Origin of the sequence: Pseudomonas sp. Teo4 (assembly GCF_034387475.1) — a bacterium.
GTDB lineage: Bacteria > Pseudomonadota > Gammaproteobacteria > Pseudomonadales > Pseudomonadaceae > Aquipseudomonas.
This window is the reverse complement of record NZ_JAXCIL010000002.1, coordinates 1,675,956-1,699,662: the sequence shown is the minus strand read 5'-3', so window position 1 is coordinate 1,699,662 and position 23,707 is coordinate 1,675,956. Positions and strand designations below refer to the sequence as shown.

Below are 23,707 nucleotides of genomic sequence, written 5' to 3'. Positions count from 1 at the left end.
TGGACAGGCGCCTGGCACGGCGAACCTGCGAACAAACGCCTTTATGCCTCGCTATTGCGGGGTTTGCGCTGGGGCACTGACAGGCTCGTGGTCGCTGCCAGGAGGCGCCTGAATGCCGTACTCGTCCTGGTCTAGGATGCGCTGAGCGACCTGGCTGTCGAGGACGATGATCTCGATCCGCCGATTGGCCGCGTCATACGGCCCGGCCCCGCGCAAGCGAATACGGTCGGACATGCCCGAGACCCGCAACAGTTTGTCCGGGTCGAGCCCGCCCGCCACCAGTTCCTGGCGCGAAGCCTTGGCGCGATCGGCAGACAACTCCCAGTTGCTGTAAGTCGCTTCGCCGCCCGCATAGGGATGGCTGTCGGTATGGCCGCTGATCTGAATCCGGTTACGCAGTTCATTGAGCACCGGGGCGAACGTGCGCAGCAACTGGCTCATGTACGGCGCCACCTTCGCACTGCCCAGCTCGAACATGGGGCGCTTGTCGGTATCCAGCAATTGCACGCGCAGGCCTTCCGGGCTCAACTCGATGGCGATCTGCTGCTTCAGCTCGCGCAGCTTCGGGTCGCGCTCCACGGCATCTTCCAGCCGTTGCTTGAGCGCTTGCAGGTGACGTCGTTCCTCGCTGGACAAACGGCTGGATCGCGGAGGTTTACGGACCCTTTCGCCCTGCGACACGTTAGGGTCGGTACCACCACCGGGAATCGCGCTGGTGCTGGCGCTGCTCTTGTCACCATGGGCAAGGGCTACCAGCAACGGCGTGCTGAAGTACTGGGCGATGGCCTCCTTGTCGCCCTTGCCGGCATTGGAAAGCACCCATAGCACCAGAAACAGCGCCATGAGCGCCGTCATGAAATCAGCGAAGGCGATTTTCCAGGCCCCGCCGTGGTGCCCCTTGGCGGCCTTTTTCTTGCGTCGAATGATGATCGGCTGCTCACTCATGCTGTCGCCAGGCTCGGTTGACCGGCACCGCCCCGCACATGGTTTTCCAGCTCATCGGCGGTGGGCCTTTCACTGCTGTGCAGCGCCTTGCGGGCGAACTCCACGGCCAATTGCGGGGGAATGCCCTGCACATGGCCCAGCAAGGTTATGCGCAGGCAGTGCAGCATCTTGGTGGATTCGCCGGTCTGCCGCTCGATGCGACTGGCCAGGGGGGCGACGACACCATAGGCCAGGTAGATACCGAGGAAGGTGCCGACCAACGCATGGGCGATCATCAGGCCCATCATGTCAGGGCCGACATTGACCGCACTCAGGGCCTTGACCACCCCCAGCACCGCGGCAACGATGCCGAAGGCCGGCAGCCCATCGCTGATCTTGTACAGCGCATCGGCGGGCAGGTGCGCCTCATGCTCGAATTCCTCGATCTCGTGCTGCATCAACTCGTCCAGCTCATGGGCCTGAACCGACAGGCTGATGAGCAGGCGCAGGTAGTCGACGATGAAGTTGAGCACCAACGGGTCGTCGAGCAGCTTGGGGTACTGGGAAAAAATCGGGCTTTCCCGCGGGTTGTCGATGTCCCGCTCCACCGCCAGCAGGCTTTCCCGCCGGGCCTTGCCCAGCAGGTTGTACATCATGGCCAGCAGGTCCATGTAGAAGGATTTGTCGTAGCCGGCGCTGCGCCTGAAGGTCGAGACCGCGCCCAGGGTCGCGCGAATGGCCTTGCCATTGTTCGCCGCGATGAACGCGCCGATCGCCGCCCCGCCGATCATCAGCAGTTCAGTGGGTTGATACAAAGGCCCCAGGCTGCCACCGGACAGTACGAAACCACCGAATACCGAGGCCAGCGCCACAAACAGTCCCAATACAATAAGCACGTCGCCGCTCCTCAGGTTCCCGTGAAAGACGGCTGAAGATCGGCAACGGCAATGGCCAACTTGAGAAAACTTGCCCCGGTGACTGTGAAACCCATCGCCTGCGCGGGCGATGGGTCATCGCTGGCGTACCGGACGCAGGCTGTCGAGGGTTTCGGTTTCGCTATCGCGGCGCTTCAAGGTCTTGCCTGCCCGGGACGGCGGCTGGCAAATACCGCACACGTAGTTCTGGGTCGGCGAGTACGAGTGGGTGATGAACTTGCCCGTGCAGCAGGAGCAACGAATCTGCTCCAGCATGCCGTTCTCGACGAAGCGCACCAGCGTCCAGGCGCGCGTGAGCCCCAGCACCCGCTCGCCCTCGGTGTCGCTGGCGTGCTCCATGTACAAGCGATACGCCTTGATGAAGGCGTCGATCCGATGGCCACCAATCTCCAGCAAGCTGCAATAGATGCTGTAGAACAGTGACGAATGGATGTTCGGCAGCCAAGTCACGAACCAGTCTGTAGAAAACGGCAACATGCCTTTGGGCGGAGGAGCTCCGCGTACTTCCTTGTACAGACGGATGAGCCGCCCGCGACTGAGCGAGGTCTCGGTTTCCACGACCTGGAGGCGCGCCCCCAGCTGGATCAGCTCGATGGCCAGATGCACCTGCTGCATCTCGGTGACCAGACTTTTCTCGGACATGGCTCAGCCGCCGTTGCTGTGCATGCCTTCCGAACGGTCAGCAGCCGCCATCAGCAGGGAAGTGTGAATTTCAACCATGCCCAGCTCGCGCGAGTTATCCAGAGCCCTGGAAATACGCTCTGCTTCCTCGAAGATAGGCCGGCAAATGAGCTGGTTGGTCCTGGACAACTGGGTCATCTGCTTGCTGCTCAACTGGGTGAGCAAGTCCGCCATGTTGTCGTTAAGTTTCAACCTGAACATCGCGACTTCGCGATCCTTGCGCAACAAGTTCTGTGCCAGCAGCAAGTAGGACAGGTTGAGTTCCTGGATGTCTGCTAGGTCTTTATTAGTGTTTGGCAACTTTCTCCCCTTTTTCGATAGTGACTACCGCCCCGGCACGCCGTAAAGATGAAGCCATACACACTTGCCCTGCGCTTGAAATGACCAAAGCCTCTAGCGTGGGCTTTCTGGGTTTCCTGCGGCTTTCCTATGTGTTGAACATCCGAGTGCTCCCTTGCGGGGCATCGAGATTTATTTTTTTACCCACTAAAGTATCAAGTGCATCGCCCGATAACAGATAGCGGCAGACCTTTACTAGTATTTACCAAAGAAGTGTTAAGTACTGTTAAGACCCTGATTTTTACACGCTTGCAACGCGTTCATCAGCCACCAGATGATGGCTTACTGCCGCTACCGATACAAAAGATGGCTCAGTGATATCACTTTGGCGCCATTCAAACGGTAGGCATTGTCCAACTCGTCTTTCTGACGGCTGACTTGCATGAGTTGCCCCAGGTAGTTTTGCCGTTCATGCAAGAAACTGCTGACCTTGGCATCCAGCTCCAGAATTTCGGTAACAAGTTCAAGCTTGCGCGTTTTCCCCTGCTCGTCGAGTTCCGACTGGCGTTCCGCCCGCTGCAGGCCGGCGGCGTCAATCAGTCCCTGCGACTTCAGTGTGAAGATGCCATCCCAGTCACCATTCTCCGCGCATGCGAGCATGCGGCGTGACTGTTCCAGCAGTCGTTCATAGGCAGCGATCACTTGTGCTTGCAGCATATCTACCGTTAATCCTCGGTTTGCGGGCCAATCGCGTTCCAAGCCGAGGCGATATTGCCCAGAAGCTCCGCGGCGGCAGTTAGGTGCTCTTCGTTATTTTCAAGGTTGGCGCGCAGCAACAGGCGCACGACGAAGTCGTACAGATCGTCCAGTTGACGGGCGATCTCGCCGCCTTGCTCCAGGTCCAGTGATGCACGCAGCCCCCGGCTGACAATATTGACGGCACGGGTGATTGCCTTGCCCTTTGCCGGGATGTTGCCCGCCTGCAGGTGCAAGCGGGCAAGGCGCAGCGAAGCCTGGTAGTGGTCGAACAGCATGGTGATGCGCTGGTGCGGCGAGGCGGCAAGAATGCCGCTCTCCAGGCCCACCCGGGCATAAGCGCTGGCGTCTTGGGCGGATATCATCTGGCGAGCTCCGTCACGCGGGCATTAATCGTCACTGTTGAGCGCCTCGAATTGGGTGGTGAGGTAATCGGCGGTGGAGTTCAGGGTGGAAATCAAGGTATCGAGCTCGGTGAACTCCTCACGCCAGCGCTCCATCTCGGAATCGATCAGGTCCTGCTTTTCTTCGTAGCGCTCTTCCAGCTGTTCGAGCTTGGATTCCAGGCTGTCGGTCTTGGCGACGATCAGGCCGTTGTCCTCGTCGAGGTAGTTGTCCAGGTCTTCGGTCATGCGCGAGATGAAACCCGAGCTGCCGTCGCTGCCGATGAAGAATTCGGATACCGCGTCGATGTTGTCTTCAAGCGCGCTTTCCAGCGTGTCTTCGTCGATGGACAAGGTGCCATCGGACTCCAGGGCGATGCCCAGTTGCGACAGGTAGGTGAAGGTGCCGCTGCCGATCGAGTTGTAGATGTCGCTGGCCAGTTCGGTGCTGATACGCCGGGTCGTGGAGTCGCCCAGCAATTCCCCGCTGGTTTCCGAGTCGGCATCGTAGGCGGTCAGGTCATCCACCGTGGCCACGAAGTCGTTGTAGGCATCGACGAAATCGGTGATCGCATCGAGGATCGTGTCGGTGTCGCGCTCGATGGTCAGGGTCTGCGAGCTGCCGGTGGCGGTCAGGCTGAGGGTGACGCCCTGCAAGGCTTCTTCGACGGTGTTGCTCTGGCTGGTGATCGAGATGCCATTGATGGTGAGCTCGGCATCCTGCGCGGCGACCGTTTCGGTCATGTTGCCGGAGCCATCGGCATAGCCGAACAGCGAAGTCGCCAGGTCGCTGCTGTCGTCGCTGCTGTAGCTGACGGTCATCTGCGCTTCGGTGCCGGTGCTGTTGGAGGTCAGCACCAGGCGATACGGGCTGTCACTGCCATCGCTGACGATGGTGGCGGTGACACCGGCATCCGCCGCATTGATCGCGTCGCGCAGCCCGGCCAGGGTGTTGTTGCTGCTGTCCAGGGTGATGGAGATCGCTTCGTCGCTGCCAACCTGAAGCGTGAGCGTGCCGGTACCCAGGGTGCTGCTGGTATCGCTGATGCCATCGGTGGCAAGGCTCTGGGCCTGCGCCAGCTGGGTGACCTCGATGCTGTAGGAGCCCGCCACCGCCTCGCTGCTGGTCGTCACCGACACGCCGCTGCCCGAAATGCTGGTGCTCAACGACTCGTACAGGCTGGCGTCGGCCAGGGCTTCTGCAGCCGTTTGCAGCGCATCGAGCGCACTGGTCAACGTGCCGTAGGCCGAGATTTCAGCTTCGACAGATTCTTCCTGGGCGGTAATCGGGTCCAGCAGGCTGGTGGTCTTCGATTCTTCCAGGCTTTCCAGGATGCTTTCCAGATCAAGCCCGGAGCCCACGCCCAGGGAAGTGATGGAGGCTGTAGAGCTGGTGGTGGTCATGTGCGTGTCCGTCCTGATGTGCGCAGCTTTTCGGGCCGCTTACCGCCAACGCGGTTCAGTGGCTGTCTTAGGGCGCAACATCGGCAATCGACTGGGTCGTCTTTAAGGCACTTGCTGCTAAATCTGTGAGCGGCGTCTCAAACCTGCATGGCCATCACATCTTTATAAGCAGTGAGCAGGCGGTTGCGAACCTGCACCCCCATCTGGAACGCGACACTGGCTTTCTGCGAATCGGCCATCACATCACTGAGCGAAACCTCGCTGCTGCCGGCCTGGAAAGCATTGGCCTGGGTGCCGGCGGTTTGTTGCAGCTGGTTGATGCGCTGCAGCGAAACCTGCAGTTCGCCGGCAAAGCTGGTGGCGGCCTGATTGCCCCGGAACGAAGCAGTGCCCTGGGCCTGCTCGGCAAGGCTGCTCAACTGTTGCAAGGCATCGACAAAGGCTGGGCTGGTCATGGCACGGGGCTCGTGGCTGGCGAATGCGCGGCAGATTAACAAGCCAGTGCAAATACGAATCCGCCCAATTGGCAGCAAAACATCAGGCTTTTCTGCCCTTTGCCCGCTTTGCGCTTCGCCAGAATGACGCTGAGCCAATCCCGACTGGACCACCGCCCCAACCGGCCGGCGGACCGCGGGTCGATTACCATTGCCAGCGGACTCTGTGATGCCCCTCTTCCCGGCCACAACCTCAGCTTCGAGGTGCTCGTGACTACTGCTGCCCAGGCCAAGGGCACAAAAAAGAATCTGCCGATTGCCAGCCCGCCCCAAGCCCTGGATGCGCTGGCAGGGTTGCTGCGTGGCCGGCCGATGCTGCCATTGCTGCTGGCCGGCGCCGCCGCGGTGGCGGTGTTGGTGGCGTTGCTGCTGTGGGCGCGCGAGCCGGAATACCGCGTGCTGTTTTCCAACCTGAGCGAAGCGGATGGCGGCCAGGTCATCGGGGAACTGGACAAACGCGGCGTGCCCTATCGGCTGGGCGAAGGCGGTCACACCATCATGGTGCCTGCCGAACGGATGAATGCACTGCGCCTGCAACTGGCCGAACAGGGCCTGCCCAAAGGTGGCAGTGTCGGCTTCGAGTTGCTGGACAAGCAGGCCTTCGGTATCAGCCAGTTCGCTGAACACCTCAACTATCAGCGCGGCCTGGAAGGAGAACTGGCGCGCACCATCGAATCGCTCGGCCCGGTGGCCCATGCGCGGGTGCACCTGGTCATGGCCAAAGATTCGGTGTTCGCCCGCGATCGCGAAGCCGCCCGGGCCTCGGTCACCCTTGCCCTGCAGCCTGGCCGCGAGCTGGGCCAGAGCCAGGTCAGCGCGATCATTCACCTGGTCACCGCCAGCGTGCCCGAGCTGGCGGTGGACGGCGTCACCGTGGTCGACCAGAGCGGCCGCCTGCTCTCGCGCAGCCACGAAAGCGACGGGCTCGACGACGCCAAGCTGGACTACGTCAGCGAAATCGAGCGCAGCTACCAACGGCGCATCGAGGAAATCCTCACACCGTTGCTGGGCAGCACCAACGTGCACGCCCGAGTGGTGGCCCAGGTGGATTTCTCGGTGCGCGAAAGCACCGCCGAGCGTTACGCCCCCAACCAGGATGCCAACGCGGCAGCAGTGCGCAGCCAGCAGACCTCCGAACGCCTGAACCAAACCGGTGAGAGCGGTCGCGGCGTGCCGGGTGCTTTGACCAACTCTCCACCGAATACCCCAGCGCCAACCCGCGCCAACGCGCCAACGCCCGCACCGGGCAGCGCCAACGCCAACAACGCCACCGCCACCACCTCCGCCAGCGAGACCGGCAAGGCGCTGCAGAGCGAGCGCATGGTCAACTACGAGGTGGACCGGGATGTCGAGCACGTCAAATCGAGCCTGGGCAACATTCAGCGCCTGACCGCTGCCGTAGTGGTGAACTACCGAACCGTGATGAAAGACGGCGCCCCTTCCAACGAACCACTGAGCAAGGAAGAGCTGGCCGGCATCAACGACCTGGTGCGTCAGGCCATGGGCTTTACCGAAAGCCGTGGCGACACCCTGCAAGTGATCAACAGCCCATTCGTGGAAGAACAGACAGACCTCGCCGAACTGCCGTGGTGGCGAACGCCGGAGGCCTACAACCTGGCCATGAGTGCGCTGCGCTATCTGCTGGTGGGCTTCGCCGCCTTCATGCTGTGGCGACGCGTGCTCAAACCGATGCAGCAGCGCGCTACCGAGTCCGGACGCCGCGAGCTGATGGCGCTGTCCGACCAAGACCTTGAGCTGACGCCAGACACCCTGCCCGCCGGTGACGTGGTTGCCAGCCCAGGCAGCCCGGCGCGGCCTGCGCTGCCGCGCAAGTCGGCGCTGTACGAACAGAACATGGAAAGCCTGAAACGCCTGGCCACCGAAGACCCGCGTCTGGTGGCGATGATCGTGCGCGGCTGGATGAAGAAAAATGACTAACAAGATCAGTGGGCCACGTCGCAGTGCCATCCTGCTGCTGTCGCTCGACGCCGACAGCGCCGCCGAAGTGTTCAAGTTCCTGCCCAGCCAGGACGTTGAAACCATCAGCCTGGAAATGGCGCGGCTGAGCCAGGTTTCCCATGAGGAAATGCGCCAGGTGCTGGCCGAGTTCATGGACGAGACCGAACAGTACGCGGCGATCAACATTCAAAGCAGCGACCACATCCGCGCGGTGCTGACCAAGGCCCTGGGCAGCGAGCGCGCCGCCAGCCTGATCGACGACATTCTGGAAACCACCAACACCGTTTCCGGCATCGACAAGCTCAACCTGATGGAAGCGCCGATGGTGGCGGAGATGATCCGCGACGAACACCCGCAGATCGTCGCCACCATTCTCGTGCACCTGGAACGCAACCAGGCCTCGGCGATTCTGCAGCTGCTGCCCGAGCGCCTGCGCAACGACATCATCCTGCGCATCGCCACCTTCAGTGGCGTACAACCGGTGGCGTTGCACGAGCTCACCGAAGTACTGGGCGTCATGCTCGATGGCCAGAGCCTCAAGCGCAGCAAGATGGGCGGCGTGAGGGCAGCGGCGGAAATCCTCAACCTGATGGCCTCGGCCCAGGAATCTTCGGCCATCGACAACCTGCGCAACCACAGCGTGGACCTGGCACAGAAGATTCTCGACGAGATGTTCCTGTTCGAGAACCTCGCCGATGTCGACGACCGCAGCATCCAGACGCTGCTGCAGAACATCGACAGCAATTCCCTGGCGATTGCCCTCAAAGGCGCATCGGCGCCGTTGCTCGACCGCTTCATGCGCAACATGTCGCAACGTGCTTCGACGCTGTTCCGCGAGGATATGGAGGCCCGCGGGCCGGTTCGCATGTCGCAGATCGAAACCGAGCAGAAGTCGATCTTGCAGGTGGTTCGACGCCTGTCCGAAACCGGCGACATGGTCACCGCACGGGGCGACGATGCCTATGTCTGAACGGTTGCCGCATGGGCACTGGCAAGCCTGGCAGATGGACCCCCTGGGTACCGAAGCGCCACTTTCCATCGACCCGGATGCCGCACGCCGCGAACAACAGCGCAAGCACGCCCTCGCCCAACGCCTGGCCTTGCAGCGCCTGCGCGACCAGGCGCAAGCCGAGGCCGAACGATTGGGCCATGCCCAAGGCAAGGAACTGGGTTATGCCCAGGGGTTGGCCGAAGGGCGCGAAGCGGCGGCTGAAGAGTTGCGCCAGCAGCTCAGCCAGACCCTCGAACCCTTGCGCGCCTTGTGCCGGAGCTTCGATGAAGCGCTGCGCGAGGTCGATGGCCTGGTGGCGCGGCAAGTGGGCCAGGTGGCGCTGGAGCTTGCCAGCCGTCTGGCCGGCATGGCGCTGTCGGTTCAGCCCGAGCAAGTGGAACAGCTCGCCCGGCGCATGCTTGCCTGCGAACCGGCGCTGACCGGCAAACCAAGCCTTGAGCTGAACCCTGGCGACCTGCCCTGGGTGCAAGGCAGCCTGGGCGATGAACTGGCGGCGGCCGGTTGGACCCTGCACGCCGACCCGTCGATTCAGCCCGGCGGTTGCCGTGCACTGAGCGCGACCGCCGAGCTGGACGCCACGCACCAGACACGTCAGGCGCTGTTCGAACGTAACGGCCAATGGCTGCTCGACGAAATGGCTCCGCCCCAATGACCACCGCCAACCCGCACCTGAAACGCTGGAGCCAAGGCCTCGACACCCTGGCTGGCGAAGCGTTGCAGGCCACCGACTACCGGCGTAGCGGCCGTATCACCCGGGCCACCGGCATCGTGCTGGAGGCGGTGGGCATGCGCCTGCCGCTGGGCGCCGGGTGCCGTATCGAACTGCTGCCCGCGCGTGGCGCACAGCCAGGGATTTTCGCCGAAGCAGAAGTGATCGGCTTTGCCGGCGAGGTGCTCTACCTGATGCCGCTGGAAGAAATCCACGGCTTACAGTCGGGGGCGCGGGTGTTCGCCCTGGCCGATGAGCCGGGCGCCAGCGACGGTATCCGCCCCGTGCCGCTGGGCATGTCGCTGCTCGGCCGGGTACTGGACAGCAGCGGCAACCCGTTCGATGGCAAAGGCCCGTTGCTGGCGGCGCATCGCGCCAGCCTGCATGGCCAACCGATCAACCCGCTGCAACGGGCGCCCATCGACCGCCAGATCGACGTGGGCATCCGCGCCATCAATGCCTTGCTCAGCGTGGGGCGTGGGCAGCGTCTGGGCCTGTTCGCTGGCTCCGGCGTGGGCAAGTCGGTGTTGCTGGGCATGATGGCCCGCTACACCCGCGCCGATGTGGTGGTGGTCGGCCTGATCGGTGAACGTGGCCGCGAGGTGCAGGACTTCATCGACAACATTCTTGGCGAGGAAGGCCTGCGCCGCTCGGTGGTAGTGGCCGCACCGGCCGACGCCTCGCCCCTGCAACGGCTGCAGGGCGCGCTGTACGCCACGCGCCTGGCGGAGGATTTCCGCGACCAGGGCAAGGATGTGCTGTTGATCATGGACTCGCTGACGCGCTACGCCCAAGCCCAGCGCGAAATCGCCCTGGCCCTGGGCGAGCCACCGGCCACCAAGGGCTACCCGCCATCAGTGTTCGCCAAGCTGCCGAAGTTGGTCGAGCGCGCAGGCAATGGCCCACGGGGCGGTGGCTCGATCACCGGTTTCTATACCGTGCTCAGCGAGGGCGACGACCAGCAGGACCCGATTGCCGATTCGGCGCGGGCCATTCTCGATGGCCACTTCGTGCTGTCGCGCCAGCTGGCCGAAAGCGGGCACTACCCCGCCATCGATATCGAAGCCTCGATCAGCCGGGCGATGACCGCGATCGTCAGCGAATCGCAACAGCGCAAGACCCAGAAGCTCAAGCAGGCCTTGTCACGCTACCAGCGCAACCGCGACCTGATCGGCGTGGGCGCCTACGCGCCGGGGCACGACGCCCAGCTGGACCGCGCCGTGAACCTGTACCCGCATATCGAGCGCTTCCTGCAACAGCGGATCAATGAACGCTCGTCGATGGAAGACAGCCTGGCCGGGCTCAATCTGCTGTTCCCCGGCAAATGACCACAGAGCAGGCAGGTAGACCATGGCCCACGAATCGCTCCAGCTGCTTGTCGAACTGACCGCCCGCGCCCGGGAGGACGCTGCCAACGCGCTGTCCCAGAGCCGCCGCGCCGAGCAACGACTGGCCGAACAATTGCGCACCCTGGACCAGTACCAGCGCGAATACCGCAAGACACTGCAGCAAGAACTGGCCGGCGCCGGCATGAGCCCGGCCACGCTGGCCAACTACCGGGGTTTTCTCAAGTCGCTGGAGGCGGCGATGGAGCGCGCCGAAGCCAACCTGGAACGCCACCGGGCCCAGGTTGCCGAGCATCAGGAAACCTGGCGCCAGGCATGGCGCAAGGTCAACGCCATCGAGACGCTGCTGGCCCGGCGCCAAGCACAGGAACAGCTGCGCGCCGGTCGCGCCGAACAAAGACAAACCGACGAACAGGCCAGCCGTGCGCGACGCGCATCCCTGGGCAGCGGATTCTGAGAGAGCCATGAACATCATCACCAACCTCACAGCCCAACCCTTGGCCTCAAGCCAGGATGTGACCGACACCAGCAGCACAAGCGACACGGCGAATGCCTTCTCGACCGCGCTTGAGCAGGCCGAAACGGCTAGCACAGATGCGCCGGCCACCCCGATTACCACCGCGACGCCGTCGACACGCCCTGCAAGCACGCCGACGTTACCTGCCCAAAGCCAACCGGTGAAAGCCAGCGAAGCTCCCCAGCTGGCGGTGCAAGCAGAAGCAGCAGACCTGCAACAGGAACTGCCCCAGGTAGTCGCTCCCGAGCCACTGCCTCCGGCGGCCGATCTGCAGGTCGCCGAAGTGGACGCCAACGCCGACGAAGCCGTGGACATGGACAGTCTGGCCGCGATGCTGGACACCGACGACACAGTAGAAGACAGCACTGATGCAGATGACGGTACAGAGCCGTCACGGGATTCGTTGGAAGCGATTCGCCAGCGCCTGGACTTGATCGACAATGCCGGCGTACTCGCCATTTCTGCGCCCGTGAGCTGGGCGCAGGCACCTGCGGCAAACCCCGAACCCTCGCCCGATAGCGAGCCTTCCTACGAAGGCAAAGTATCGGCACCCCTAGAGTGGAGCGCGCCCGAGGAGGAGTCCCCTGCGGCCCAACCAGACCTTGCCGTCGACAGCCTCGCCGAAATAGCCCCGGTAGCGACGCGCGCCTCGCTGGAAACCACCCGTGGCATTGCCTTCGACAGCCCGCCCGCTGACACCGCAGACGGTACTTCCGCCGTGCCCACGGTCGTGCCCGGCCTGAGTTCGACCACAACCGCCAGCGCCAGCACTGTCAGCACCGACACAACCGCCGCTGCCACTCCCTCCTTGGGAAGCACGGCCTGGCAGGACGACCTGGGCCAGCAGGTGATCGCCCTGGTGCGTCGCGGCGAGCAGCAAATGGACATGCAACTGAACCCGGCTGACCTTGGCCCGCTGTCGATCAGCCTGAATGTCAGCGAAGGCGGTATTCAAGCGCAGTTCCAGTCCACCCACGCCTCGGTGCGCTCGGCGGTGGAGCAGGCGCTGCCGCAGTTGCAGGTGGCGCTGGCCGCGCAGGGGCTGACACTGGGTGAGGCGTCGGTCAACGACGGCGCATCACGCCAGGCCATGGGCGAGCAGCCTCGCCGGGAGTCGCCAGGCGCCAGCAACACGACGCGCACGGAACCGACCTCGGAACCTGCTGCCGCACCACAAACCCAGCAGGTTGCCAGCCTTGGCGCCGGGGTCGACCTGTATCTGTAAACGCCGAAGCAAAGCCACAAGTTGACGCCCTAAACCCGCGCTAATCAGCCCATCGGACGATTGGCCCGCTGGGCATACTTGCGCCCTTTCGAACCGTTTACCCACTCCCAAGGCCGCTATCCATGCCCACTACCACCAAGAAGATCTGGCTCTGGTTCATACCACTGGCCTTGGTCACTGCGGCGGCCAGTTCCGCGGGCGTGTATGCCTACATCGTGCGTGAACGTGCCCAGGCGCAGGTACACAAAACGTCGGCCGTGGTGCCACAGGCGCCACTGCTGGTGAGCGTCGCGCCCATGACGGTCAACCTGCACAGCGAGCGCGATGACCAAAGCGTGCTCTACGTCGGTTTCAACCTTGAAGTCGGCAACGAGGGCACGCGCAAGCTGGTGGAGATGTACATGCCGAAGATTCGCAGCCAGCTGCTGACCGCCCTGAGCGGCCAGGACAGCGCACAACTGGCAACGCCCCAGGGCAAGGAGGCGCTGGCAGCTCAGATGCTTGAGCTGCTGCGCAAGAACCTGGCCGCCGAGCAGCCCGATGTCGCGCTGCTCGGCGTGCTCTACACCGACTTCATCGTGCAATAAGCCATGTCCACCAACGACATGCTCTCGCAAGACGAGATCGACATGCTGCTGCGCGGCAGCGACGATATCGACACCTCCGGGCTCACCGATGACACGGCGATGGAGTTCCCCGGCGATTCGTCCCTGGACCCCGACGAGCGGGTTCGCCCCTACGACCCGGCCACCCAGCACCGGGTAATCCACGAACGCCTGCATGCCCTGGATATCATCAACGGACGGTTTGCGCGCTACTTCCGCATGAGCCTGTTCAACCTGATCCGGCGCAACGTCGACATCACCTTCAAAAGCATCGGCTACCAGAGTTTCAGCGAGTTCTCCCTGCACTTGCCGATGCCCACCAACATCAACCTGCTGTCGATGAAGCCGCTGCGCGGCACCGCGCTGGTGGTGTTCCCGCCCAGCGTGGTGTTCATGGTGGTGGACAACCTGTTCGGCGGTGACGGCCGCTTCGTGACCAAGTCCGAAGGCCGCGAATTCACCCACACCGAGATGCGCATCATCCGGCGTGTGCTGGGGCTGACGGTGGATGCCTACCGCGATGCCTGGAAGTCGGTGTACCCGCTGGAGATCGAATACCTGCGTTCCGAGATGCAGGCCAAGTTCGCCAACATCACCGGCTCGCCCAACGAGGTGGTGGTCAACGCCACCTTCCACCTTGAGGTCGGCAACCTGTCCAGCGACTTCAACATCGTCATCCCCTACCTGATGATCGAGCCGATGCGCCAACTGCTCAATGGCCCGCTGACCGACATCAACCCGGAGGAGGAGCGGCAGTGGAACCGGCGCATGGCGGACGAAATCACCCAGTCCCAGGTTGACCTGATCGCCGACTTCGTCGAGATCGAATCGCGCCTGGGCCAGGTCATGGCACTGAAGAAGGGTGACGTGCTGCCCATCGACCTGCCGGACAGCGTCAAGGTGCGGGTCGATGGCGTGCCGGTCATGAATTGCGAATTCGGCAGCTACAACGGCGCCCGCGCCCTGCTGGTGAAAGAGTTGATCGATCACTCCATTGGCAAGCCCTCTTCCTCCAGCCGATTCGTCAAGGGCCACCTGCCCATAGCCAAGGAACCCGACCATGAGTGACCCGAACCTTCCCGAACCGCGCGAAGACGATGAGTGGGCCGACGCCCTGGCCGAACAAGGTGCGCTCGACCCTGCCGAAGACCCTTGGGCTGCAGCCCTGGCCGAACAGAGCGAAGCCGTACCGGCCGCGGTAGCCAGCAACGCCGGCAGCGGTGTGTTCAAGCCCTTCGCCACGGTTCAGCCACAGGCTTCGCCGCGCGAGCTGGAAATGATCATGGACATTCCGGTGAAGCTCAGCGTGGAGCTGGGACGCACCCGGATCACCATCAAGCAGTTGCTGGAACTGGCGCAAGGCTCGGTACTGGCGCTGGATGGGCTGGCGGGCGAGCCGATGGACATTCTGATCAACAGCTATCTCATCGCCCAGGGCGAAGTGGTGGTGGTGGATGACCGCTACGGTATTCGCATCACCGAGATCATCACGCCCTCCGAGCGCGTGCAGAAGCTCAACCGATGACCGTCCCCAGTGCCCTTGCCGCCCCTGCCAGCCTCGGCGTACCGGCAGACGACCTGACCGGGCTGGCCCTGATGGGCAAGACCGCACTGGCCCTGGGGCTGGTGGCGGCGTGCATCCTGTTGTGTGGCTGGCTGGTGTCCCGAATCGGTGCCCGCCCCGCGTCCGCCAGCAGCGTCGTTCGCGTTATTGGCAGCACCCGGCTGGGCCAGCGGGAGAAAGTGGTGGTGATCGAGGTCAGCGGCCGCAGGCTGGTACTGGGAGTCACCGCTCAGCAGATTGCCTGCCTGTCGGAAATGGATGCGCCACCCGCCGCTACCGAGGCTGACGCTACGCAGCCTGCGCGCGGTTTTGCCCTGCGTCTGGCGGATGCCCTGAAACGTGGCGGGGCCCGTGGCCCGGAGCACAGCGCATGAATGCCCGCCGCCTGATCCTGCTGGCGCTGCTGTTGCCCGCGCTGTTGCCGGTTGCCGAGGCAGCGCCCGCGCTGCAGGGGCTGTCGGGGTTCACCGGCCAGGCCGGTGGCGAGAAGTGGTCGCTGAGCCTGCAGACCTTGATGCTGCTCAGCGCCATGGCCTTTCTGCCGGCGGTGCTGCTGATGATGACCGGTTTCACCCGCATCATCATCGTGCTGAGTTTGCTGCGCACGGCAATCGGCACCACCACCGCCCCACCAAACCAGGTGCTGTTGGGCCTGGCCCTGTTCCTGACCTTCTTCGTCATGTCGCCCACCCTGGAGCAGGCCTACCAGAAGGCCTGGGTGCCGTTCTCCCAGGATGAAATGAACGTCGAGCAGTTTCTGGACGAAGGCAGCAAGCCATTTCGTACTTTCATGCTGGCGCAGACGCGCCAGACCGACCTTGCGCTGTACGCACGCCTGGCGCAGGTCAAGGACCTGCAAGGCCCGGAGGACGTGCCCATGCGCGTGCTGCTTCCGGCGTTCGTCACCAGCGAACTGAAGACGGCGTTTCAAGCGGGCTTCACCATCTTCATACCGTTCCTGATCATCGACCTGCTGGTCGCCAGTGTGCTGATGGCCCTGGGCATGATGATGGTGCCGCCCTCGACCATTTCCCTGCCCTTCAAGCTGATGCTGTTCGTGCTGGTGGATGGCTGGCAGCTGCTGCTCGGTTCGCTGGCACAGAGTTTCTACCCCGCATGAGCCCAAGAGGAACACGCCGATGACCCCGGAAATGGTGATGGACCTGGCTTACAAAGGCATGCGCATGACCATGACGCTGGCCGCGCCACTGTTGTTGGTGACCCTGTGCATTGGCTTGCTGGTGAGCCTGTTCCAGGCCGCGACGCAGATCAACGAATCGACGCTGTCATTCATTCCCAAGATCGTCGGCGTGTGCCTGGTGCTGATTCTCGCAGGCCCTTTGCTCATGGAAATGCTGGTGGACTACACCCGGGCGCTGTTCAGCAGCCTGCCAACGTTGCTTGGTTGAACACCGTTGATCGAAGTCGACTGGACGCAATTGCAGCTTTGGGTCAGCGCCTTTTTCTGGCCGTTCTGCCGGTTGCTGGCCTTTTTCATGAGCGACCCGATCCTGGGGCACAAGAGCATCTCCAGCCAGGTGAAGGTCGGTCTGGCCTTGTTGCTGGCGTTCCTGCTGGTGCCCAACCTGCCGCCCATGCCTGATATCGCTTTGTTCTCATGGGCCGGGCTGGGTGTGATAGTCGAGCAGTTGCTGATCGGCATGTCGCTGGGCATGGTCATGCGCATCACCCTGGCGGTGGTGGAAATGGCCGGGGATATCTGCGGCATGCAGATGGGCCTGGCGTTCGCCTCGTTCTTTTCCGCCGACACCAGCACCAACAGCCAGGTGCTGTCGCGCTTTCTGAGTTTGGTGACGATTCTGATGTTCCTTGCCCTGGACGGTCATCTGATGGTGCTGGAGCTGCTGGCCTCCACCTTCGTGCGCCTGCCGATCGGCCACTTCAGCTTCAACGCCCAGGCATGGGATGCGCTGGCGCGTCACGGCGGCAGCATTTTTCTCACCGGCCTGCTGCTGGCGTTGCCGATGGTTGGGGCGTTGCTGATCATCAACCTGGCGATGGGCATCTTGAACCGGGTGGCGCCGCAGCTGACGGTGTTCTCGGTTGGTTTTCCGGCCACTTTGTTTGTCGGCATGCTGCTGCTCACGGTGCTGGTGGGGGACCTGGGGCAGTTTCTTGCGGGGCTTTTGTATCAGGCACTGCATTTCATGCAGCGGTTCATCGAGATGCTTTCGGCTTGAAATTGCAGGGGGGCGCTGCGCGCCCCAATCGCAGGCTGGCGCCAGCTCCCACAAAATACCAACACAGTCCCTGGACTGCCCCCCAAGGGTTGGATTTGTGTCCAACTTCTTGGGGGCAGTCCACCCTGTGGGAGCTGGCGCCAGCCTGCGATGGGGCGCGTAGCGGCCCTGTCTTCAGATGTACTCGAACAGTGACAACTGCTGAACACTGGCAAAGGTCTGCTGGGCAGCCTGCATCGACACCTGCAAGGTCACGTAGCGCGAAATGGACTCGGTGTAGTCGGCGTCCACCAGCCCGGACAGCCGCTCGGTGTAGCTAAGCGCCAGATCATCACCAATGGTGTCCAGCACTTCCACCTGGCTCAGGCGCGCGCCGACCGAGGTAATTACGGTGAGCACATTGTCCTGGGCATTGCTCAGTTCACGGCTGGCAGTGGACAGGGTATTGCTCAGCGCGGCCTGATCAGCGTCATCCTCCACGGGCGTCTGCAAGGCCGTGATCAGGTTCTGCAGGGTGGCGAACAGGTCAGGGTCGGCATCGGCGGCGGCGCTGACCGTCAGACTGTCGCCGTCGGCGGGCGTACCGCTCAGGGTCAGGCTTAGTCCGTTGATTTCCAGCGTTTCACCGTCGGTGTAGGCGACCGGGTCCTGGCCGTCGATGCTGTACTGGGTGGTGCCGTCGTCGGCGACGCTGAAGGTCAGGGTGAAGCCGCTGCCGTAGTTGCTGGCGCTGGTGTCGGCGATGTCCGGGCCGTCGAAAGTCAGGGTGCCGCTGTTGTCGCCGGCCTCGGCAATGAAACCCGCCGTGCTGCTGACCGAGAGGAAGATGCTGGCGCCGTTGTCGCCACTGGCCATGGTCTGGGTGGCGCTTACCTGCTGCGTCACCACATTGTCATCACCCTGGTAAACCAGCTCGCCATCGGCATTCTCGGCAAAGGCCGGTGTCTGGCTCTGGTAGCCGGAGAACAGGTAATTGCCATTGCTGTCGGTGCTGTTGGCCAACGTCACCAGGGTGTCGTAGAGACCTTGCAGGGAAGTGGCCAGAGACTCGCGGTCGGCATCGCTCAGGGTGCCGTTGCCGGCCTGCACCACCAGGCTCATGGCGCTGGTGATGGCATCGTTGATGCTGTCCAGGGTGCTTTCTTCCTGGGACAACGCTGTGGTGATGCTGGCGCGCGAATCGGCGTACTGCTCGTTGGCGGCGATGGACTGACGCACCGTCACGGCCTGCGCGGCAGCCAGCGAGTCATCGGACGGCTTGCTCACCCGGGTGCCGCTGGACACCTCCAGCGCGGCATCCTGATAGTCGCTTTGCTGGGCGAGCATGGAGTTGAGGTTCTGGTTGTAGATGGTCGCACTGCTCAAGCGCATGGCGGTCGCTCCTTGGGCTGGAATCAGCTGATGTCGAGAATGGTGTCGAGGACTGTGGTGCCCACTTCGACGATCTTCGCGCAGGCCTGGTAGTACTGCTGGTAGACGATGAGGTTGGCCGCTTCCTCGTCGAGGTTCACCCCCGACTCCGACTGTTGCAGGGTGGTCAGTTGCTCGGTCAGGGCGGACTGGGTTTCCAGTTGCGCGGCAACCCGGGTCGCGGTGCTGCCCACGTCACTCACCAGCGCGGCATACGACTCGCTCAGGGTCGAACCGCCGCCGACGATGTCGCTGGTCTGTAGCTCGAGCATGGCCAAGGCGTTGCTGTTGTCGCTGCTGCCGCTGGTGGTGCCGGCGGCGATCTGCTCACCGTCGCTGATCAGGGTGGTGAAGCTGCTGGCGGCATTGCGCGTGGGCTGGACCAGGAAGCTGTCACCGTCGTCGGCGCTGCCGCTGATGGTCAATTCCATGCCGGCAAAACTGAGGGTGGCGCTGCTGCTCTCGTAGCTCGCGGTGACGCTGGCGCCGGTGTCGTTGCGGGTGACGGTGTAGCCATCGGTGTCCGAGTAGCTCACGGTGTAGTCGCTGGCACTGAGCTCGCTGACATCATCGCTGAAGGTGGCGCTGATGGTCGCGTCGCCGGTGTTGCCGGTATTGCCGTAGACCACCGGGTCGGCCACCGAGAAGAAGTCGCTGCCAGTGTCGCCATTGAGGTCGATGCCCTGGGCCTGGAGGGTATTGAGCGCCTGAGTCAGCGACACGGCCATCAGGCCCAGCTGGTTCTGCGTTTCGGCCAGGGTGGTGTCGCGAAACTCGATCAGGCCGCCGAGCGAGCCACTGTCGAGTGTTTCGTCGTCCAGCGTCACGCTGTTGCCGGCAGCGTCGACGTAGCTGATCGACAACTCGCTCGGGTCGCTGGCGGAGGGTTCAGTGGACAGTTCGAAGCTGTCGCCACCGGACACCAGGGCCATGCCATTGCTGAGCGACACGGTGTAGCTGCCGTTGTCCTGAACGGTGACGTCCACCGCTACCAACTCGCTGAGCTGGCTCACCAGCAGGTCGCGCTGGTCCAGCAGGTCGTTGGAGGCGCCGCCCAGCGACTCGGACAGGCTGATCTGCCCGTTCAGCGTGGCGATCTGGGCGCTCAGGTCGTTGATCTGGGTGACCTGGTCGTCGATCTGGTTGTTCACATCGTCGGCCATCTCGGACAGGTAACTGCCCAGCTGGTTGAACTGGCTTGCGAGAGTTTCTGCGCTGCCAACCACTTCCTCCCGCGCCGCAGTATCGCTGGCATCGGAAGTCAGCGTCTGGATGGCCGAGAAAAAGCTCTGCAGCAGCGTATCCAGGCTGGCGTCGCTGTCGGCCAGCAAGCTGTCGATCTGGTCGACTTCGGTCTGGTAGGTGGACAGCGCGCTTTCGGCACTGATCGAGCCATTGAGCTGGGTGGTGACGAACTGGTTGTACTGGCGGGCGACGCTGGACACCTGCACGCCGCTACCCGAGGTGGCTTCGCTGAAGGTGGCGACCTGCCGGGTGTAGCCATCGGTGTAGGCGTTGGTGGTGTTATTGCTGCTGGTGGTGAGGGCGATCTGCGCCGCCGTGAGGCCGCTGACGCCAATGGAGATGATGCTCATCGAAAAGCTCCTGGGCTACATGCTGCGCAACATCGGCCCCACGCGCAGGCATCTTGACCCCAGGGCACGAATTGTTTGCACAAAAACATTGGCGACGCCGAGTCACGTCGCCCCAATACCGCTATTGCTCGTCAGCCAGTACCACCGCACCAGCGGCTGGCAGCGGGCCAATGGTGGCCATGACCGCGACCAGCTTCTGCGCATAGTGCGGGTCGGTGGCATAACCGCCTTCCTGCAAGGCGATGGCGGCCTGAGTACTGTCGGCGGCATGGCGGGCCGCCGCGTAACCGGGGCGGCTGCGAATCAACCGGGCATAGTCGTCGAAGGCCGCCTGCGCATCCGGGTACACGCGGAAGTTTTCCTCTTGGCGCTGCGCTTCACCGGCAACGTACTCGGTGGTCATCACCCGGGCGGTCTCGCCCTGCCAGCGCCCGCCCGCCTTGATGCCGAACAGGTTGTGGCTGTCCGCGCCATCGGCGGTGGTGATGCGCCGGCGCCCCCAGTCGGTTTCCAGGGCGGCCTGGGCGAGAATCAGCTCGGCCGGCACCCCACTGCTGCGCTCGGCACTGCGGGCGGGGCCGGCCAGACGCGCGACGAATGCCTCGACGTGGTCGGTACGGTCGATGTCGTCGGCGCTGACGGCATGGCGTTTCCACGACTCGTAGGCGGCACTGTGGCGTGTCAGGCCAACGAAGGGTGATTCGCCTGAAGCAGGCACCAGGGCGTTCATGGGCGCCTGGGCTTCACTGGGCGCAAGCGCCCGGCCAGACAAGCTGCGGGTCAACTGTTCGGCCAGGCCCATGCCGCGCCCGGCCAGGGTTTGCGCCCATTGCTGGTCCAGCATTTCGGTGTACAGCTCGGTCTGCGAGTTGCTGGACCGTTCCGACTTGGGAATCGCGGCGCGCATGCTTTTCAGCATGTTCTGCAGAAACAGGGCCTCGAATTGCCGGGCCGCCTCCTTCAGGCCGGCTTCACCACCGCGACCGGCCTGGCTGCGCAAGCGCTGCAGGCCTTGAACATCCAGCGCGAGCCCGGCGGCCCCTTCAGCCATGCTCATCAGATGATCTCCAGTTCCGCTCGCAGGGAGCCGGCCGCCTTGAGTGCCTGCAGGATCACCATCAAGTCCTGCGGGGTCGCCCCCAGAGCGTTCAGGCCCTTGACCACGTCCATCAGGTCGGCGCTGCCTTCCACCACGTGCAAGGCGCGGGCCTGGGTCTCGATGGAGATATTGCTGTTGGCGGTGGCGGCGGTCTGCCCACCGCTGAGGGCGCCAGGCTGGCTGATGCTGTTGGTAGTGCCAATGGTCACCGACAGGTCACCATGGGCCACGGCGGCACGGAACAGCTTCACCGAGCCATTGAGCACCACGGAGCCGGTGCGCGAATCAAGAATGACCTTGGGCCGCGCCTGCATCGGCATGACCTCGATACTGTCGATACGGGCCATGAAGTTCACCCGCTCGTTGGCCGACAGCGGCCCCTGGATCTGCACCAGGCCACCGTCCACGGCCGAGGCGACCGTGTTGCGCATTTCGCTGTTGATGGCGTACACCACCCGCTGCGCAGTGGCCGGGTCCGGCTCGCGCAGCTGCAGTTCGAGGACGCCATGCTCGGCACCCAGGTCGAGCGGCACGCTGTGCTCCACCACGGCACCTCGGCTGATGCGGCCACCGGCCAGCTGGTTGATTTGCACGCTGCTGCCGTTGGCTGCAGCGCCAGCACCGCCCACCAGCAAGTTGCCCTGGGCCATCGCATAGACCTCGCCATCGGCGCCTTTGAGCGGGGTCATCAGCAGGGTTCCACCTCTGAGGCTGCGGGCGTTGCCGATGGACGACACCACCACATCGATCTGCTGGCCGGGACGGGTCAACGGTGGCAGGTTGGCGGTGACGATCACCGCCGCGATGTTGCGCATCTGCATGTTGGCGTCAGCCGGCAGGGTGACGCCAAGCTGCGACAGCATGTTGGTCAGGCCCTGCTCGGTGAAGGGGCTCTGGGTGGTCTGGTCACCGGTGCCATCGAGCCCGACCACCAGGCCGTAACCCACCAGGTTGTTGGTGCGTATCCCGGCAAAGTCGGCGATGTCGCGCACCTGCTCGGCTTGGGAGGTGCTGGCCAGCGCCAGCGCGACAACGCCCAACAGAATGTGAAGGTGGCGGGCGGCACGGTGCAGCCGATCGCTCCACCCGGACGTGGACAGGGACTCAGCCATGGTTCACTCGCTAGAAAGGTGACAGGTTGAGAAGCACGCGGTGGAGCCAGCCCATGCGTTGCGCTTCGTTGATGTAGCCCTCACCCACGTATTCGATGCGCGCCCGGGAAACCTGGGTGGACAGCACGGTGTTCTCGCCCGTGATGGTGCGCGGGTTGACCACGCCAGAGAAGCGGATGAATTCGGTGCCCTGGTTGATGGCGATCTGCTTGTCGCCGCGTACCCGCAGGTTGCCGTTGGACAGCACTTCCATGACCGTCACCGAGATGGTGCCGGTGAAGGAGTTGTTGGCCCGGGAACCACCGCTGCCGCTGAATTCATGGTCAGTCGAGGCGTTCAGGCCGTAGTTGCCGACCTTGGACTCGCGGTCGGAAGTGGTGGAGAACGCCAGGCCCATGCTGCCGCTACGGTCGGCATTGGATGACGACGTCTTGCTGGCACTGACCTGTTCGTTGAGCTCGACGGTGAGCGTGTCACCGACCATGCGTGGGCGACGGTCCTCGAACAGCGGCTGCGAGCCGCGCCGCCCCTGGTAGATCGAACCATTGGCCAGGCGCTCGGGGGCCATCGGCACTTCCATGGACTCGTCGGGCACCACCGGCTGACGCACCAGTTGTCCACAGCCCGCCGCCGACAGCGCGGCAGCCAGCAGCATGGCGAGCGCGGCGCTGGAGCGGACGGGGGATGGGAATCTACGGGGTTGGAACATGGCCATCAGAGCTGTGTCAGGCGTTGAAGCATTTCGTCGGAGGTCTCGACGGATTTGCTGTTGATCTCGTAGGCACGCTGGGTCTGGATCATGCCGACCATCTCTTCCACCACGTTGACGTTGGAGGTCTCGACATAGCCCTGGCTGAGGGTGCCACCACCGTTAAGACCAGGCGTGGTCTCGGTAGCCGTGCCCGAGGCGTCGGTTTCCAGGTAGAGGTTCTGGCCGATGCTCTGCAGCCCCGCGTTGTTGACGAACAGCGCCAGGTTCAGCTGGCCCACCTGGGTCGAGGCGCTGCTGCTTGGCGTGGTCACCGAGACGATGCCATCGGAGCTGATGCTGATGGAGGTGGCATTGGCCGGAATGGTGATTCCTGCTGTCAGCTTGTAGCCGTTGGAGCTGACCATTTCGCCGTTGGCGTCGAGCTGGAAGCTGCCATCGCGGGTGTAGGCGGTGGTACCGTCAGGCATATCCACTTCAAAGAAACCCAAGCCGTTGATGGCCAGGTCCTTGGAGCTGCTGGTCTCCTCCAGGTTGCCCTGGGTGTGCAGGCGTTCGGTGGCCACCTGGCGCACCCCGGTGCCGACCTGCAGCCCCGATGGCAAGCGGGTGTCGGTGCTGCTCTGGGCGCCCGGCTGACGCACATTCTGATAGACGAGGTCTTCGAACACCGCCCGCGAGCGCTTGAAGCCGTTGGTGCTGACGTTGGCCAGGTTGTTGGCAATGACGTCGAGCTGCCCTTGCTGGGCTTCAAGGCCGGTCTTGGCCGTCCACAGTGATCTGATCAT

27 protein-coding genes are annotated in these 23,707 nt (G+C 63.5%); 13 read left to right on the top strand and 14 right to left on the bottom strand.

Translation table 11 applies throughout. The features are described 5' to 3' along the window. Positions 1 to 51: 51 nt before the first annotated feature. The 8 genes from motB to fliE all read right to left on the bottom strand — a co-directional run bounded on the left by motB (position 52) and on the right by fliE (position 5,817). Positions 52 to 945, bottom strand: coding sequence for a flagellar motor protein MotB (gene motB / locus PspTeo4_RS24170; RefSeq protein WP_322366279.1), 894 nt, complete (start codon positions 943 to 945; stop codon positions 52 to 54). After that, the gene (motA, locus tag PspTeo4_RS24165) at positions 942 to 1,820 is read right to left on the bottom strand and encodes a flagellar motor stator protein MotA (RefSeq protein WP_322366278.1); all 879 of its coding nucleotides are present in this window, start codon (positions 1,818 to 1,820) and stop codon (positions 942 to 944) included. The genes motB and motA overlap by 4 nt, the downstream gene beginning before the upstream one ends. A 114-nt stretch (positions 1,821 to 1,934) precedes the next feature. After that, a complete protein-coding gene (gene flhC / locus PspTeo4_RS24160; protein WP_322366277.1) occupies positions 1,935 to 2,501 on the bottom strand; it encodes a flagellar transcriptional regulator FlhC in 567 nt (188 codons plus the stop codon). 3 nt (positions 2,502 to 2,504) lie between these two features. Next, complete coding sequence (gene flhD / locus PspTeo4_RS24155) at positions 2,505 to 2,840, bottom strand: flagellar transcriptional regulator FlhD (RefSeq protein WP_322366276.1); 336 nt, start codon at positions 2,838 to 2,840, stop codon at positions 2,505 to 2,507. A 330-nt stretch (positions 2,841 to 3,170) separates the two neighbouring features. Continuing rightward, positions 3,171 to 3,536 (bottom strand): flagellar protein FliT, encoded by a 366-nt coding sequence (locus PspTeo4_RS24150; RefSeq protein ID WP_322366275.1) that lies wholly within the window; start codon positions 3,534 to 3,536, stop codon positions 3,171 to 3,173. Between the two features lie 8 nt (positions 3,537 to 3,544). Beyond that, a complete protein-coding gene (gene fliS / locus PspTeo4_RS24145) occupies positions 3,545 to 3,940 on the bottom strand; it encodes a flagellar export chaperone FliS (protein ID WP_322366274.1) in 396 nt (131 codons plus the stop codon). Positions 3,941 to 3,964: 24 nt separating this feature from the next. Beyond that, positions 3,965 to 5,362, bottom strand: a complete 1,398-nt coding sequence (fliD, locus tag PspTeo4_RS24140; RefSeq protein WP_322366273.1) for a flagellar filament capping protein FliD — start codon at positions 5,360 to 5,362, stop codon at positions 3,965 to 3,967. A 137-nt stretch (positions 5,363 to 5,499) separates the two neighbouring features. Continuing rightward, positions 5,500 to 5,817 (bottom strand): flagellar hook-basal body complex protein FliE, encoded by a 318-nt coding sequence (fliE, locus tag PspTeo4_RS24135; protein ID WP_322366272.1) that lies wholly within the window; start codon positions 5,815 to 5,817, stop codon positions 5,500 to 5,502. Between the two features lie 249 nt (positions 5,818 to 6,066). On the opposite strand from fliE, the gene fliF reads away from it, so the two are divergent. The 13 genes from fliF (at position 6,067) to fliR (ending at position 16,994) form a co-directional block, all read left to right on the top strand. Continuing rightward, a complete protein-coding gene (fliF, locus tag PspTeo4_RS24130; RefSeq protein ID WP_322366271.1) occupies positions 6,067 to 7,794 on the top strand; it encodes a flagellar basal-body MS-ring/collar protein FliF in 1,728 nt (575 codons plus the stop codon). After that, the gene (gene fliG / locus PspTeo4_RS24125; protein ID WP_322366270.1) at positions 7,787 to 8,785 is read left to right on the top strand and encodes a flagellar motor switch protein FliG; all 999 of its coding nucleotides are present in this window, start codon (positions 7,787 to 7,789) and stop codon (positions 8,783 to 8,785) included. The genes fliF and fliG overlap by 8 nt, the downstream gene beginning before the upstream one ends. Next, entirely contained in the window at positions 8,778 to 9,479 is a 702-nt protein-coding gene (locus PspTeo4_RS24120; protein WP_322366269.1) for a FliH/SctL family protein, read from the top strand. The genes fliG and PspTeo4_RS24120 overlap by 8 nt, the downstream gene beginning before the upstream one ends. Continuing rightward, entirely contained in the window at positions 9,476 to 10,864 is a 1,389-nt protein-coding gene (gene fliI / locus PspTeo4_RS24115; protein ID WP_322366268.1) for a flagellar protein export ATPase FliI, read from the top strand. The genes PspTeo4_RS24120 and fliI overlap by 4 nt, the downstream gene beginning before the upstream one ends. Before the next feature lie 22 nt (positions 10,865 to 10,886). After that, positions 10,887 to 11,339: a flagellar export protein FliJ gene (gene fliJ / locus PspTeo4_RS24110; RefSeq protein ID WP_322366267.1), complete on the top strand. Its 453-nt coding sequence runs from the start codon at positions 10,887 to 10,889 to the stop codon at positions 11,337 to 11,339. A 7-nt stretch (positions 11,340 to 11,346) separates the two neighbouring features. Continuing rightward, positions 11,347 to 12,624: a flagellar hook-length control protein FliK gene (locus PspTeo4_RS24105; protein WP_322366266.1), complete on the top strand. Its 1,278-nt coding sequence runs from the start codon at positions 11,347 to 11,349 to the stop codon at positions 12,622 to 12,624. A 122-nt stretch (positions 12,625 to 12,746) separates the two neighbouring features. After that, on the top strand, positions 12,747 to 13,211 hold the full coding sequence (locus PspTeo4_RS24100; RefSeq protein ID WP_322366265.1) for a flagellar basal body-associated FliL family protein: 465 nt from the start codon (positions 12,747 to 12,749) through the stop codon (positions 13,209 to 13,211). A 3-nt stretch (positions 13,212 to 13,214) separates the two neighbouring features. After that, positions 13,215 to 14,297 (top strand): flagellar motor switch protein FliM, encoded by a 1,083-nt coding sequence (fliM, locus tag PspTeo4_RS24095; protein ID WP_322366264.1) that lies wholly within the window; start codon positions 13,215 to 13,217, stop codon positions 14,295 to 14,297. Further along, complete coding sequence (gene fliN / locus PspTeo4_RS24090) at positions 14,290 to 14,754, top strand: flagellar motor switch protein FliN (RefSeq protein ID WP_322366263.1); 465 nt, start codon at positions 14,290 to 14,292, stop codon at positions 14,752 to 14,754. Before fliM ends, fliN begins: the two co-directional genes overlap by 8 nt. Then, on the top strand, positions 14,751 to 15,167 hold the full coding sequence (gene fliO / locus PspTeo4_RS24085; protein ID WP_322366262.1) for a flagellar biosynthetic protein FliO: 417 nt from the start codon (positions 14,751 to 14,753) through the stop codon (positions 15,165 to 15,167). The genes fliN and fliO overlap by 4 nt, the downstream gene beginning before the upstream one ends. After that, on the top strand, positions 15,164 to 15,913 hold the full coding sequence (gene fliP / locus PspTeo4_RS24080) for a flagellar type III secretion system pore protein FliP (protein ID WP_322366261.1): 750 nt from the start codon (positions 15,164 to 15,166) through the stop codon (positions 15,911 to 15,913). Before fliO ends, fliP begins: the two co-directional genes overlap by 4 nt. Before the next feature lie 19 nt (positions 15,914 to 15,932). Continuing rightward, a complete protein-coding gene (fliQ, locus tag PspTeo4_RS24075) occupies positions 15,933 to 16,202 on the top strand; it encodes a flagellar biosynthesis protein FliQ (protein ID WP_322366260.1) in 270 nt (89 codons plus the stop codon). Between the two features lie 6 nt (positions 16,203 to 16,208). Continuing rightward, positions 16,209 to 16,994: a flagellar biosynthetic protein FliR gene (fliR, locus tag PspTeo4_RS24070; protein WP_322366259.1), complete on the top strand. Its 786-nt coding sequence runs from the start codon at positions 16,209 to 16,211 to the stop codon at positions 16,992 to 16,994. 174 nt (positions 16,995 to 17,168) lie between these two features. Here fliR and flgL read toward each other — a convergent pair whose 3' ends face one another. The 6 genes from flgL to flgG form a co-directional block, all read right to left on the bottom strand. Continuing rightward, positions 17,169 to 18,365: a flagellar hook-associated protein FlgL gene (gene flgL / locus PspTeo4_RS24065; RefSeq protein ID WP_322366258.1), complete on the bottom strand. Its 1,197-nt coding sequence runs from the start codon at positions 18,363 to 18,365 to the stop codon at positions 17,169 to 17,171. 23 nt (positions 18,366 to 18,388) lie between these two features. Then, positions 18,389 to 19,999, bottom strand: a complete 1,611-nt coding sequence (flgK, locus tag PspTeo4_RS24060; RefSeq protein WP_322366257.1) for a flagellar hook-associated protein FlgK — start codon at positions 19,997 to 19,999, stop codon at positions 18,389 to 18,391. A 121-nt stretch (positions 20,000 to 20,120) separates the two neighbouring features. Beyond that, entirely contained in the window at positions 20,121 to 21,056 is a 936-nt protein-coding gene (gene flgJ, locus PspTeo4_RS24055) for a flagellar assembly peptidoglycan hydrolase FlgJ (protein WP_322366256.1), read from the bottom strand. Further along, entirely contained in the window at positions 21,056 to 22,210 is a 1,155-nt protein-coding gene (locus tag PspTeo4_RS24050; protein ID WP_322366255.1) for a flagellar basal body P-ring protein FlgI, read from the bottom strand. The genes flgJ and PspTeo4_RS24050 overlap by 1 nt, the downstream gene beginning before the upstream one ends. 10 nt (positions 22,211 to 22,220) lie before the next feature. Beyond that, positions 22,221 to 22,865, bottom strand: a complete 645-nt coding sequence (locus tag PspTeo4_RS24045) for a flagellar basal body L-ring protein FlgH (RefSeq protein WP_322366254.1) — start codon at positions 22,863 to 22,865, stop codon at positions 22,221 to 22,223. 59 nt (positions 22,866 to 22,924) lie between these two features. Then, positions 22,925 to 23,707: a flagellar basal-body rod protein FlgG gene (flgG, locus tag PspTeo4_RS24040; protein ID WP_322366253.1), complete on the bottom strand. Its 783-nt coding sequence runs from the start codon at positions 23,705 to 23,707 to the stop codon at positions 22,925 to 22,927.

Coding starts and splice junctions, on each gene's coding strand:
- motB (WP_322366279.1), bottom strand. CDS start 945: ATGAGTGAGCAGCCGATCATCATTCGACGCAAGAAAAAGGCCGCCAAG.
- flhC (WP_322366277.1), bottom strand. CDS start 2,501: ATGTCCGAGAAAAGTCTGGTCACCGAGATGCAGCAGGTGCATCTGGCC.
- PspTeo4_RS24150 (WP_322366275.1), bottom strand. CDS start 3,536: ATGCTGCAAGCACAAGTGATCGCTGCCTATGAACGACTGCTGGAACAG.
- fliS (WP_322366274.1), bottom strand. CDS start 3,940: ATGATATCCGCCCAAGACGCCAGCGCTTATGCCCGGGTGGGCCTGGAG.
- fliD (WP_322366273.1), bottom strand. CDS start 5,362: ATGACCACCACCAGCTCTACAGCCTCCATCACTTCCCTGGGCGTGGGC.
- fliE (WP_322366272.1), bottom strand. CDS start 5,817: ATGACCAGCCCAGCCTTTGTCGATGCCTTGCAACAGTTGAGCAGCCTT.
- fliG (WP_322366270.1), top strand. CDS start 7,787: ATGACTAACAAGATCAGTGGGCCACGTCGCAGTGCCATCCTGCTGCTG.
- PspTeo4_RS24120 (WP_322366269.1), top strand. CDS start 8,778: ATGTCTGAACGGTTGCCGCATGGGCACTGGCAAGCCTGGCAGATGGAC.
- fliI (WP_322366268.1), top strand. CDS start 9,476: ATGACCACCGCCAACCCGCACCTGAAACGCTGGAGCCAAGGCCTCGAC.
- fliJ (WP_322366267.1), top strand. CDS start 10,887: ATGGCCCACGAATCGCTCCAGCTGCTTGTCGAACTGACCGCCCGCGCC.
- PspTeo4_RS24105 (WP_322366266.1), top strand. CDS start 11,347: ATGAACATCATCACCAACCTCACAGCCCAACCCTTGGCCTCAAGCCAG.
- PspTeo4_RS24100 (WP_322366265.1), top strand. CDS start 12,747: ATGCCCACTACCACCAAGAAGATCTGGCTCTGGTTCATACCACTGGCC.
- fliM (WP_322366264.1), top strand. CDS start 13,215: ATGTCCACCAACGACATGCTCTCGCAAGACGAGATCGACATGCTGCTG.
- fliN (WP_322366263.1), top strand. CDS start 14,290: ATGAGTGACCCGAACCTTCCCGAACCGCGCGAAGACGATGAGTGGGCC.
- fliO (WP_322366262.1), top strand. CDS start 14,751: ATGACCGTCCCCAGTGCCCTTGCCGCCCCTGCCAGCCTCGGCGTACCG.
- fliP (WP_322366261.1), top strand. CDS start 15,164: ATGAATGCCCGCCGCCTGATCCTGCTGGCGCTGCTGTTGCCCGCGCTG.
- fliQ (WP_322366260.1), top strand. CDS start 15,933: ATGACCCCGGAAATGGTGATGGACCTGGCTTACAAAGGCATGCGCATG.
- flgL (WP_322366258.1), bottom strand. CDS start 18,365: ATGCGCTTGAGCAGTGCGACCATCTACAACCAGAACCTCAACTCCATG.
- flgK (WP_322366257.1), bottom strand. CDS start 19,999: ATGAGCATCATCTCCATTGGCGTCAGCGGCCTCACGGCGGCGCAGATC.
- flgJ (WP_322366256.1), bottom strand. CDS start 21,056: ATGAGCATGGCTGAAGGGGCCGCCGGGCTCGCGCTGGATGTTCAAGGC.
- PspTeo4_RS24050 (WP_322366255.1), bottom strand. CDS start 22,210: ATGGCTGAGTCCCTGTCCACGTCCGGGTGGAGCGATCGGCTGCACCGT.
- PspTeo4_RS24045 (WP_322366254.1), bottom strand. CDS start 22,865: ATGCTGCTGGCTGCCGCGCTGTCGGCGGCGGGCTGTGGACAACTGGTG.
- flgG (WP_322366253.1), bottom strand. CDS start 23,707: ATGATCAGATCACTGTGGACGGCCAAGACCGGCCTTGAAGCCCAGCAA.